At 35.3% G+C, this 11,936-nt stretch carries 12 protein-coding genes; 5 read left to right on the top strand and 7 right to left on the bottom strand.

Features of this window, described 5'->3' with window-relative positions:
• The first annotated feature begins 646 nt into the window (after nucleotides 1-646).
• Complete coding sequence (locus ACSVH5_RS10265; protein ID WP_438061347.1) at nucleotides 647-1,627, top strand: DUF4837 family protein; 981 nt, start codon at nucleotides 647-649, stop codon at nucleotides 1,625-1,627.
• A gap of 8 nt (nucleotides 1,628-1,635) precedes the next feature.
• Nucleotides 1,636-2,082: a GNAT family N-acetyltransferase gene (locus ACSVH5_RS10260; protein WP_438061346.1), complete on the top strand. Its 447-nt coding sequence runs from the start codon at nucleotides 1,636-1,638 to the stop codon at nucleotides 2,080-2,082.
• Between the two features lie 269 nt (nucleotides 2,083-2,351).
• On the opposite strand, the gene ACSVH5_RS10255 is transcribed toward ACSVH5_RS10260, so the two are convergent.
• Together ACSVH5_RS10255 and rnpA are read right to left on the bottom strand one after the other, a co-directional pair.
• Complete coding sequence (locus ACSVH5_RS10255; protein WP_438061345.1) at nucleotides 2,352-3,989, bottom strand: S41 family peptidase; 1,638 nt, start codon at nucleotides 3,987-3,989, stop codon at nucleotides 2,352-2,354.
• Between the two features lie 73 nt (nucleotides 3,990-4,062).
• Nucleotides 4,063-4,488, bottom strand: coding sequence for a ribonuclease P protein component (gene rnpA / locus ACSVH5_RS10250; protein ID WP_438061344.1), 426 nt, complete (start codon nucleotides 4,486-4,488; stop codon nucleotides 4,063-4,065).
• 126 nt (nucleotides 4,489-4,614) lie between these two features.
• Here rnpA and ACSVH5_RS10245 point away from each other — a divergent pair, with 126 nt between their 5' ends.
• The 3 genes from ACSVH5_RS10245 to ACSVH5_RS10235 all read left to right on the top strand — a co-directional run bounded on the left by ACSVH5_RS10245 (nucleotide 4,615) and on the right by ACSVH5_RS10235 (nucleotide 7,125).
• On the top strand, nucleotides 4,615-5,349 hold the full coding sequence (locus ACSVH5_RS10245; RefSeq protein WP_438061343.1) for a lysophospholipid acyltransferase family protein: 735 nt from the start codon (nucleotides 4,615-4,617) through the stop codon (nucleotides 5,347-5,349).
• A gap of 29 nt (nucleotides 5,350-5,378) precedes the next feature.
• On the top strand, nucleotides 5,379-6,365 hold the full coding sequence (locus tag ACSVH5_RS10240) for an acyl-ACP desaturase (RefSeq protein ID WP_438061342.1): 987 nt from the start codon (nucleotides 5,379-5,381) through the stop codon (nucleotides 6,363-6,365).
• Between the two features lie 106 nt (nucleotides 6,366-6,471).
• A complete protein-coding gene (locus tag ACSVH5_RS10235; RefSeq protein ID WP_438061341.1) occupies nucleotides 6,472-7,125 on the top strand; it encodes an HD domain-containing protein in 654 nt (217 codons plus the stop codon).
• 75 nt (nucleotides 7,126-7,200) lie between these two features.
• On the opposite strand, the gene ACSVH5_RS10230 is transcribed toward ACSVH5_RS10235, so the two are convergent.
• From ACSVH5_RS10230 to ACSVH5_RS10210, 5 genes are all read right to left on the bottom strand, one after another.
• The gene (locus tag ACSVH5_RS10230) at nucleotides 7,201-7,602 is read right to left on the bottom strand and encodes a hypothetical protein (protein ID WP_438061340.1); all 402 of its coding nucleotides are present in this window, start codon (nucleotides 7,600-7,602) and stop codon (nucleotides 7,201-7,203) included.
• Between the two features lie 29 nt (nucleotides 7,603-7,631).
• Nucleotides 7,632-8,750 (bottom strand): ATP-binding protein, encoded by a 1,119-nt coding sequence (locus tag ACSVH5_RS10225; protein WP_438061339.1) that lies wholly within the window; start codon nucleotides 8,748-8,750, stop codon nucleotides 7,632-7,634.
• Between the two features lie 203 nt (nucleotides 8,751-8,953).
• Nucleotides 8,954-9,736, bottom strand: coding sequence for an enoyl-CoA hydratase/isomerase family protein (locus ACSVH5_RS10220; RefSeq protein ID WP_438061338.1), 783 nt, complete (start codon nucleotides 9,734-9,736; stop codon nucleotides 8,954-8,956).
• Between the two features lie 13 nt (nucleotides 9,737-9,749).
• On the bottom strand, nucleotides 9,750-11,165 hold the full coding sequence (locus ACSVH5_RS10215) for a sensor histidine kinase (RefSeq protein ID WP_438061337.1): 1,416 nt from the start codon (nucleotides 11,163-11,165) through the stop codon (nucleotides 9,750-9,752).
• Nucleotides 11,166-11,361: 196 nt separating this feature from the next.
• Nucleotides 11,362-11,910 carry a CopD family protein gene (locus tag ACSVH5_RS10210; RefSeq protein WP_438061336.1) on the bottom strand — a complete coding sequence of 183 codons (549 nt, stop codon included), beginning with the start codon at nucleotides 11,908-11,910 and terminating at the stop codon, nucleotides 11,362-11,364.
• Nucleotides 11,911-11,936 lie beyond the last annotated feature (26 nt).

The raw sequence follows: 11,936 nt of genomic DNA, 5'->3' as shown, positions 1-11,936 counted from the left end.
GGTCTCAATAGTTAAACTATCTGATTTATCGCATTTTGTGTTCATGATCTCAAATAGTTACCGCAAATTCGCAAATTATTTCATGCTTTAATTTGCGAATTTGCGGTTTTTTATTTTCAATTGTAGAAGTGGCTGTAGAGGACACAATTTTAGTTATAACTAGTGCTTTATTGCATTTTCCTTTCAGATTCTCAAACTTTTTACCGCAAATTCTCAAATTATTTTATGCTTTTAAGTTTTAATTTGCGAATTTGCGGTTTTTTTATTTTCAATTGTAGAAGTGGCTGTAGAGGACACAATTTTAGTTATAACTAGTGCTTTATTGCATTTTTCTTTCAGGTTCTCAAACTATTTACCGCAAATTCTCAACTTATTTTATGCTTTTAAGTTTTAATTTGCGAATTTGCGGTTTTTTATTTTCAATTGTAGAAGTGGCTGTAGAGGACACAATTTTAGTTATAACTAGTGCTTTATTGCATTTTCCTTTCAGATTCTCAAACTTTTTACCGCAAATTCTCAAATTATTTTATGCTTTTAAGTTTTAATTTGCGAATTTGCGGTTTTTTATTAATTGTACAGAATTAAGTCAACCAACCAAAACTTCGGATGTAAAGCTCGTAGTGTTTTATTTTATAAAATAAAAAGTATGACTAAAACCCATTTTTTATACCTTTTAGTTTCGTTATTCTTGTTTTCTTGCGGGAAAAAACAAGAATCCTTATTGCGAGAATCGGTTGGTAAAATCAATACGATTGCCGTGATTATGAACGATGCTTTATGGAATGGGGAAGTGGGTGATTCGCTGCGAAATAAATTAGCAGCCCCAGTTTTTGGTTTGCCTCAGGAGGAACCCTTATTTACCATCAATCAATATCCTGATAAATTAGTAGAAGGCTTTATCACAGATAGTCGTACCATTGTAGTAGTCAAAAAAGGAGCAACTACTGGTTTTGAAGTTAAGAAAAACCAATACGCCAAACCGCAAACTGTTTTTCATCTTACTGGGACTACAAATGATACGCTTCTGTATTTATTAGAAAAGCACAGTCCCGAAATGATTCAGATCATTAAAGAAGGCGAAATTCAAGCCAATCAAAGAATTAATAGTGAGTCATTATTGCCTCCCAAAATTATAGAGAATAAATTTCATATTCATCTAGATGTGCCTTCCGATTTTGAATATGCCTTACAAAAACCTCGTTTCATTTGGTTAAAAAAAGAAATTGTGAGTGGTAGTATGAGTCTGTTGTTGTATCAAGTTCCTCTGAATACCATCAAGACCAAAAACCCCATTGCCTCAATCATTCGAATGAGAGATTCTATAGGAAAGTTATACATCAAGGGCCGTGAAGCACAAACACCGATGATAACTGGAGAAGGCTATGCGCCGTATTGGTTCAACATAAAATTAGATAACCGTCCCACTTTTGAATCGAAAGGAACATGGGAATTAAAGAATGATTTTATGTCCGGACCTTTCATCAATTATGTGATTTTTGACAAAGAGTACAACCGAATAATGGTGTTAGAAGGATTTTGTTACTCACCCGCCGATGAAAAAAGAGATATAATGTTTGAGTTAGAATCGATTATAAAATCGGTTCAAATAATTGAAAGAAAAAAATAAAAGTTGTTATGAGTGTACAATGGGAAATTAAATCCTTCGAGGCGTTGACTGTTCATGAGTTGTATGATATTTTAAGATTGAGAAGTGAAATTTTTGTAGTAGAGCAAAATTGCGTCTATTTGGATTTGGACGGAAAAGATAAAAAAGCCCTACATCTTTTTGGAACGTATGAAGATAAAGTTGTAGCACATGCTCGATTATTACCGCCAGGGATTAGTTTTCCAGAAGCCTCAATAGGACGAGTAGTGGTTGATGCTAGGTATCGAGATAAAAAATGGGGTCATGAATTGATGCAAAACGCTATTGCAGGAATTGCAACTCATTTTAACGAAGCAGTGATTACGATTGGCGCTCAATTGTACTTGAAAAAATTCTACGAAAGCCATGGTTTTGTGGCTATTAGTGAAATGTATTTAGAAGATGACATTCCGCATATCGAGATGAAAAGAGGGTAATCAAGTAAATTATGATTCTTAGATTTCTAATTTTTGTCACATCGAGCGTAGTCGAGATGCAGTGATGGTTCTCGACTGCGCTCGAACTGACATTAGAGTTATTTTAAACTAGATTTTTGTTTTCTAAAACATTAGGGGAAGAATTTAAAGGATATTAAAACTAACTTAATATGGCCTTAAATTTCTAATATATTAAAAATAAGATGCTTACTTGAATGCTTATATGGCTAATATGTTTAAGAATTGATGCTAATTTTTACTGCGTTCTTTTACAATTTCAAAATACTATTGTACTCCGCAGAAGTAGTCAACACGCTTACCGCCTTTTTGATTTCGGGATTGCTTTTGATGTAGTATTGGTACAATCCTTCTTGGTATTGGTAGCGTTTGATAATCTCGTCTAGCAATAAATTTTTAATTTCTTTTTGATTTTTGTCCAAAGCATTCCATTCACTTTTTTGAATAGCATTTAGTAATTGTTGGTATTCCGCCGTAATGCTTTCGTCTATTTTTTCTTTTTTAGCAGCAGCCAAAGTCTTTTTCAAGTTTACTTCGGTTTCGGTATCCAAATTGAATTTTTTGTTTTTCAAAAATTGTTTGAAATCATTGTAATCCGCATCGGTGATAGTTGGGATGGTGTTGCCTAAATTAGGATTTTTGTAATAATACGTAGTGGCATAATCAAAGATGGCCTCGTTTCTCACTACCGCATTGGCCACGGCGCTTACTTGTGTTTCTGCTAATTCAATGTCAGGCTGTATGCCTCCTCCGTCGTATACGGTTCTTCCTTTTCTGGTTTTAAAAGCATTATAATTTTTTTCTTCTGTACGTGTAGCTACTCCATTTTTATCTTTTCGGGTGTAATCTAAAGCTTGTATGCAACGACCAGAAGGAGTGTAGTAACGAGAAATAGTTACTTTTACTTGTGTTCCAAAAGACATATCGATAGGACGCTGAACCAATCCTTTTCCAAAACTACGACTGCCTAAAACCACCGCACGATCCAAATCTTGCAAAGCACCTGCCACTATTTCTGAAGCCGACGCACTTTTTCCGTTGACGATGATGACTAAGGGAATGTTCAAATCTACTGGTTCTCGAGTCGTTTTATAGGTGTTGTTGTATTTTTCTACTTTCGATTTGGTAGTTACTATGGTTTCGTTTTTGGGCACAAATAAGTTGCAAATATTCACCGCTTCATTCAATAGCCCACCTGGATTGTCTCTTAAATCCAAAACGATGCGTTCGGCACCCTCTTTTTTAAGTTGTTCCAATGCTTCTTTTACTTCTGCCGACGCTTTTTTGGTAAAATGAGTCAGTACGATATATCCTGTTTTGGCATCTATTTTTCCAAAGAAAGGCACTGATTTGATTTCTACTTCATCCAAGACTAATTGGGTAGTTAATGTTTTGCCTTGGCGAATATATTTTATGTCAATCTTAGTGTTTTTAGAGCCTTTGAGTAATTGCGAGGCATCGTCCTTAAAATCTTTCAGCACGACATCTCCAATTTGAATAATAGCATCGCCCGCTTTGAGGCCCGCTTTGTCCGCAGGGAAATTTTTATAGGGTTCTTTGATAATCAATTGGTCTTCCTTGCGACTGATTAATGCACCAATTCCAGTGTATTCACCGGTATTGTTGATTTTGAACTTCACCACATCTGCTTCATTGAAGTAGTTGGTGTAGGGATCCAAACTCGCCAACATCCCTTTGATGGCCTTATCCATCAAATCACCTGGATTGGTTTCATCTACATAATTAGAGTTAACCTCTTTGAAAAGTGTGGTAAAAATTTCTATTTGCTTAGCAATTTCAAAGAAATCATTCTTGAAACTTACCCCAACAAACAAAAAGGCTGAAGCCAAAACAGGAATGATGTATTTTTTTTGAAAAAATGCGTTCATAAGGAAAGTGTTGGTTAATAAATAGACCTCTAAAGTAGTAATAAAACAGGAATAATTAAGGGAATCTGTTTTTTTAGGACAATTCGGTGCTGGTCGAATCGGTAATTTTGGCTTCGTTTGCTTTTTTTTGAGCTTGTTGTGCTACAAATTTTTCAAACAATTGAATCGTTTTGGTATTGATTTCATCGAAAGACAGGTGTTCTTTGGATTGGTAAAAAAACATAAAAGCATAAGGTTCGTCCAAATGTGGAATCAGTAAATGCTTGTTTAATCGATAGGTTTCTCTGAGTACGCGTTTAAAGTAATTGCGATCTACGGCTTTTTTGAAGTATTTTTTAGAAACCGAAACCCCCATTTTTATTTGCTGTGTGGTTTCTTTTTGCTCTTGGCAATACACCAATCGCAAAGGATATTTCGATACCGATTTCCCTTCGGTGAATAATTTCCCGATAGTAATTTTGCTTTTTAGCTTTTCTTCTTTTGGGTAACTGAAATCCATTGAATTCAATAAAACAGTATGAGAATTAGAACGCAAAGGTACAATTAAACCCCAAAAGGATTATTGTTTAGGATTTAAATCGCAATAAAAATTTAATTCGTACTTTTGACTCTTTATTTCAATAGCATGCAAAAAATAATTTCGTACCCCCTATCCGTAATTTACTATTTGTGTTTTATACTTTGTCTTTTGGTCTTTCATCCCATTCAATGGATTTGTTTTAATGGATTTGGCTATCAGGCACACAAAAAGAGTGTCGATTATTTGAACTTCTTTTTGGTAAAATGCACTAATATTTTAGGCACCACCTACCGATTTGAGAATTTGGATAGTGTACCCAAAAACGTTCCTCTAATTGTAGTTGCCAATCATCAAAGCATGTATGACATTATAGCTATTATTTGGTACATGCGTCGTTATCATTGCAAGTTTGTTAGTAAAAAAGAATTAGGAAGCGGAATTCCAAGTGTGTCCTATAATTTGCGCCACGGAGGTTCTGTCTTGATTGACAGGAAAGATCCGAAACAAGCCATTCCAACCATCAAAGGCTTGTCTGAATACATAGAAAAAAATACCCGTTCAGCAGTTATTTTCCCTGAAGGAACTCGAAGTAAAACCGGAAAACCAAAGGAGTTTGCGCAAAGTGGATTAAAAATATTATGCAAATATGCGCCATCAGCTTATGTAGTGCCTATCACAATAAATAATTCCTGGAAGATGGTGCGTTACGGGTCCTTTCCAATGGGCTTAGGAAATTGTTTAACGTTTACCATTCATGAGCCTATGGCGGTTAAAGACTATGCTTTTGAGGAATTGTTTCAAAAAACAGAAAGCACTGTAACGAGTGCTATTCATTTTTAAAAACCCAATAACCATTTAATAAAAATACCATGTCAATAAAAAACATCCGATTAGAAGTGATGCAGTTTTTAGAAAAAAACGTCGACAGTTTTGTGGATCAATTTCTAATTCCGGTAGAAAAAATATGGCAACCTTCTGATTTTTTGCCAAATTCTGAGAGCGCTACTTTCTTAGAAGAAGTAAAAGAATTAAGAGAAATTGCGAAAGATTTACCTTATGATTTTTGGGTAGCTCTTGTTGGAGATACCATTACAGAAGAAGCTTTGCCAACCTATGAATCTTGGTTGATGGAAGTAGAAGGAGTAGATAACCAAGAGCGCAATGGTTGGTCCAAATGGATTCGCCAATGGACTGGTGAAGAGAACCGCCACGGAGATTTGTTGAACAAATATTTGTATTTGTCAGGGCGTGTAAATATGCGTGAGGTTGAGGTTACAACGCAACATTTGATTAACGACGGTTTTGATATCGGCACGGGAACTGATCCGTATAAGAACTTTGTGTATACTAGTTTTCAAGAATTAGCTACCTATGTATCTCACAATCGTGTGTCGCAATTGGCTAAGAATTTTGGGGACAAGAAATTGTCTAAACTTTGTAAAATGATTGCAGGCGACGAAATGCGTCATCATTTAGCCTATAGCGAATTTGTAAATCAAATTTTTAAAGTAGACCCTAGCGAAATGATGTTGGCTTTTCAATACATGATGAAACAAAAAATTGTGATGCCGGCTCACTTTTTAAGAGAATCTGGACAAAAGATAAGTTCTGCTTTCGAACAATTTTCTGATTCTGCTCAACGTATAGGTGTGTATACTGCTACGGATTATGTAGAGATTATGCAAAAATTAATCGATAAATGGGAAATCGATAAAATTGGAGGATTAACTGACGAAGCTGAAAAAGCAAGAGATTATTTAATGAAATTACCAGCAAGAATGGCAAAAATTTCAGAACGTTTGGTAATCCCAGCTGAGTCGTATATCTTTAAATGGGTAGAGCCTGCAAGATTGTAATCCTTAATTTTGAGCTATTTTAGATATAAAGTAAGATCATAAAGAGAACTGATTTTTTTAGGAACGCCCTTTAAAAATCAGTTTTTTTATAAAAAAAACACCCCAAATGAATACCGCTAAACTAATTCACGATACAATTCTTTTTGTAAAACAAACACTAGCCGATGCAGAGGGAGGACACGATTGGTTTCATATAGAGAGGGTGTATAAGAATGCTTTACTCATAGCCAAGTCAGAGTCTTGTGATACACTTGTCGTTCAGTTAGGGGCTTTACTACATGATATTGCAGATAGTAAATTTCATGGAGGAGACGAGACCATAGGTCCAAGAACGGCGAGAAATTTTCTGGAATCGCAACACGTAGCCGAAGAAGTAATTGTGCATGTAGTGCAAATCATTGAAAATATTTCTTTTAAAGGCGGTAAGACTAAGCGCAGTTTTTCTTCTATTGAATTGGATATTGTACAAGATGCAGATCGTTTGGATGCTATTGGTGCCATTGGAATTGCCAGAGCGTTTAATTACGGAGGGTTCAAAAACAGAGCATTGTACAATCCTGAGATAGCCCCCAATTTGCATATGACGAAGGAAGAATATAAGTCAAGTCAAGCGCCAACTATCAATCATTTTTACGAGAAATTATTGTTGCTCGCTGATACAATGAACACCAAAACGGGTGCAGCAATCGCCACAAAAAGACATCGTTATATGGAAAACTTCTTGTCTCAGTTTTATGCCGAGTGGGAAGGGGAGGCCTAGTGTTCAGTTTGCAGTTTTTAGTATTCAGTGGCTATTATAGTACAGCAATAAGGTAAAACCAAAGAACAGCACACATTACTTATTTTCACTAGCTTTTAATTCCAGCATAACATCAGAAGCATTTTTAAAGGTAGGGTCACTTTCTGTTAAACTTCCTATTCTTTTTTTGTTCAATTTGAATGTCAAATCCATTTCTGAAGTAAAAAGTAAGGCGGTCAAAAACGGATTATTCATATACGGACTCAACACGAAAAAGGCTTCCTCTAACGAATGGAAACTTTCTATTTCTTCGGTTTTATAGCGCGCAATTATTGAAAATTCTAAGGTATTTTGGGCGGTTATAATGGGACGAGCATAAATGTTTTTTAACTCGGTATCACCAATTGTTTTGGCCAAAGTCAATTTAGCAAAAGTACGATTTTCGATACTCTCAATTACTTTTTGCCAAAATTCAGCAAATACAGGTTGGAAGGACATAGGTTGTAGTGTTTTATAGATTAAAAAGATTAAAGGATGTAATCCCAAAAATTTTGACTGTGAATGACTGCTGTTGTTTTTGGCTGGTATTTTTCGGTGAAGGATTTGGTAAAACGTACTTTTTGATTAGGATTGTATTTAATTTCAAAAGCTTCAATTTCGGTATTTTTTAGTTCCAAATAATCGATTTCGGCTTGTTGAGTATTGCGCCAAAAATAAGTGTCTTTGAACTGATTTTCATAAATCAATTTTTTCTTTCTTTCGCTAATTATAAAGTTTTCCCAAAGGGCACCTACATCGTCACGAAGTTCTATGGGATTGAAATTTTTGATGATTCGATTGCGGAGACCATTGTCCCAGAAATAGACTTTTCGCCCTTTTTTAAGCTCATTATCTTGGTTTTTGCTGAAAGCATGTAAGCTAAAAACAATGAAATTTTTTTCTAAAATATCAAGGTACTTTTCAACGGTCAGGCGACTTATTCCTAATTCATTTGCCAAAGAACTGTAATTAATTTCGCTGCCAATTCTATAAGCTAACATTTGAACTAATCGCTGTAAGGTGGCTGATTTTTTTATGCCATCTAAGTTTAGAATGTCTTTGTATAAAAAAGCATCAACTAAATCATTGAGTATCTTTTCTTCCTGACCAAGATGATTTACTACTTCAGGATAATAACCAAATACTAATCGATGAGGTACCAAACGGGTTTCCTCAACAAAATTAGTATGCTTTACTAATTCGGCAAAGTTTAGTGGGAAGAGTTGCAGTTCTTCTTTTCTTCCCATCATAGATTCTTTGGTTTTGTCGGCTAGTTCAAAAGCACTGCTACCCGAAGCGATGACTTGAATTTCTGGAAAATTGTCCACCATTCTTTTAATCAAAAGCCCAATATTGTGAATCATTTGAGCCTCGTCAATTATTAACATAGTGTTATTTCCTATTAGCGCTTTTAGTCGGTCGGAGGTGATGTTTTCTAATAGCAATTGGGTATCGGGTTCATCGCCATTGAGCCATAAATAGGGATGCTCTTTAATCGTGTTTTTAATCAAAGAGGTTTTGCCTACTTGTCGTGCACCAAATACTACTATGGCTTTTCCTTTGAAAAGTAAAGCGTCTATGGCAGGTTGTTGGCTTCTTTGTATCATTTGTCAATCCATTTGAAGCCACAAATATACTACAATTTGATATTCAAACATCAAAAAATTATAATAATATGATATTTGAATATCAAAAAAATATAATAATATGATATTTGAATGTCAAAAAAATATAATAATATGATATTTGAAGAACAAAAAAATCTTGTTTTAGCAAACTGTTTACTAAAACCTGACCACTGACCACTTATTTATTTTCCTGTAAAATTGGCTTTTCTTTTTTCTAAGAATGCGGTAGTTCCTTCTTTAAAATCAGCCGTTCCGAAGCATTTTCCAAAGTTTTTGATCTCGGTTTCGAAACCATTTTTGCCGTCTTTATAATTGGCGTTGATGGCTTTTATAGCTCGACCAATGGCAAAAGGAGAGTTTTTCATGATTTTTTGAGCGATACCTTTGGTAAAATCCAATAATTCTGCTTGAGGCACTACATGATTTACCAAGCCATAGTTTTTGGCTGTCTCTGCGTCAATCATACTGGCGGTCATAATCAATTCCATAGCGCGACCTTTTCCAATCAGTTGTGGTAAACGTTGTGTTCCTCCGTACCCTGGAATTACGCCTAAGGAAACTTCTGGAAGTCCCATTTTGGCATTGTCTGAGGCAACTCTGAAATGACAAGACATAGCCAATTCTAACCCACCACCCAAGGCAAAACCATTGATAGCCGCAATGACTGGTGTTTTTAGATTTTCGATTAAATCGAATAATTTTTCTTGCCCTTCGCTAGCCAGTTGGGCACCTTCAGCAATGGTAAAATGTGCAAATTCAGAGATATCGGCTCCAGCAACAAAAGCTTTTTCACCACTTCCTGTAATTAGTATCACTTGAATTTCTTTGTTTTTCCCCAATGTTTTTATGGCTTTGTGTAGGTCGTTTATGGTGTCAATATTCAAAGCATTTAGCTTTGAAGGTCTATTGATGGTAAGGATGGCAATGTTGTTTTCTTGTTCGATTAAAATATTTTCGTAGTTCATAACGCTTTTTTTTTTAAGATTGAATAATCGGCAAGGTCACTTTAAAAGTAGTGCCTTTTCCTAATTGTGTATCAAAGGTAATTGTTCCGTTGTAATTTTCTATGATGTTTTTGATAATTCCTAGGCCGAGTCCCATACCGCTTGTTTTGGTAGTAAATTTGGGTTCGAATATTTTGGGTACTGTTTGCTCTGCAATTCCTACTCCGTTGTCTTGAACCAAAATGATGACTTGGTTGTGTTCTCTTTTCACAACCACTTTGATGGCTTTTTCTTGCTGATTTTCTGGAATGGCTTGTATGGCATTTTTGACCAAATTGGTTATCACACGAATAAGTTGTGAGCGGTCCATACTCGAAATTATGGACGGATACTGACTCTCAAAAACAATATAATCTTCATTGAAAATATCCAAAGCCAGTTCGACTACTTCCACCACATTCAGCGTTTCGTTTTGTTGGGCTGGCATAGAGGCAAAGTTCGAAAAAGCCGAAGCCACAGCACTCATAATATCAATTTGCTGAATTAAGGTTTCGGAATATTCGTTGAGTTTTTGTTTGACATCTGGTGTGGTAGGGTCAAATTTTCTTTGGAAACTTTGTACCGTTAATCGCATGGGTGTTAACGGATTTTTGATTTCATGTGCCACTTGTTTTGCCATTTCACGCCAAGCTTCTTCTCTTTCGCTTTGCGCAAGTTTAAGTGCACTTTTTTCTAATTTATCGACCATTTCGTTGTAAGAACGAATCAGCAAATTAATTTCACGGCTATTGGCGTCCAAAACAATTTTTTCGTTTTTCTGCTCAATATTCGTTTCGCTCATTTTGTCGGCGATTGTTTTTAACGATTTGGTGATATAAGTGGCCAAGAAATACGCCAAGGCAAAAGCAACAATCAGCATAAAAGAATAGACTTGCCCTAATCTTATCAGGAAACTATTCAGCTCTTTCTGATAAAAACTATCATCTTCTACATAAGGCAAATTTAATACGCCAAGTGGTTTGAATTTATCGTCTTTGATTTGGCTATACGACGAACGATTTTTGACGCCATCGATAGTTTTGATGTCTACAAAACGTTTGTCAATCGAGGAACGAACCAGTTTCAGAATGTATTTTGGAATAGGCGGAGCCATTTTATCAATAGAAAAGGACTCTTTCGATGATTTTAAAAGATGACCGTCTAGGCTATAAATATTGATTTCGATGTTATGAATTTGGGATAATTCGTGAATTTTATCTTTAAAAATTAAATCTAAATTTATCGGTGTCAACGGGTAAGTGGTGGTTGACAAAACATAATTAATATGCTCTTTAATTGCTGTCTCTTTTCGCTCTAATCGTTCTTGATGGTAATCTCGTGCTTCACTTTTGAACTGTAAAATAGAAATAGAGGCGAGCAAAACACTTGAAACTACAATAACAACTATCATCGATAGGAAAATCCTAGTGCGTAAGGAAAGCATCGATAGGTTGAAGTTGTTTAGCATATTTTTTTAGTATTCAGTGTTCAGACTGTTAGTGTTCAGTTATTTTGCTAATGTATAATTCCGTTTTTAAACTTACAAACAGGCAAAATTTTAACAGGCACATATTGGCAACTGATTACTAAAAACTGACCCCTGACCACTATTTCCTCTCTCTAATTTTTTTGTAAAAACGAAATCCCAACATGATTATGATTGAAAATAAAAAAATACCAATCACACCATACACCCAGTTGAAAGCATTTTTGAGTACTACCAAAAACACCACAGCAAATAAAATAAGAGTTGCTCCTTCATTCCAAAGGCGCATTTGATTGGTGGTATAGTTTACTTCATTGCGTTGCAGTTGCGTAAAGATTTGATGGCATTTAAAATGATACAAATACAACAAGAAAACAAATCCTAGTTTGACATGCATCCAAGGCATTTGCAACCAGCCTCTACCTAAATCGGTAAAAAGCAACAGCCAAAAAGCCACAAAAAACGTAATAACAGCCGATGGCCAAGTGATGATGTACCACAAACGATAGGCCATCAGATTGTATTGTTTTTGCAAAATCTCTTTCTCTGGCGAGGGCTTGTCGGCAGCTTCAATTTGGTAGACAAACAAGCGAACGATGTAAAATAATCCTGCAAACCAAGTAACTACAAAAATGATGTGTAAGGATTTAAGGTAGTTGTAGAGTTCCATTTATTTTGATTTCAAGTTAAAGGTTT

The organism is Flavobacterium sp. RSSA_27, from assembly GCF_051547125.1.
In the GTDB taxonomy this organism is placed as follows: Bacteria; Bacteroidota; Bacteroidia; order Flavobacteriales; family Flavobacteriaceae; genus Flavobacterium.
Note: the sequence above shows the minus strand (reverse complement) of the source record. Positions and strands in the feature narration are given on the sequence as shown.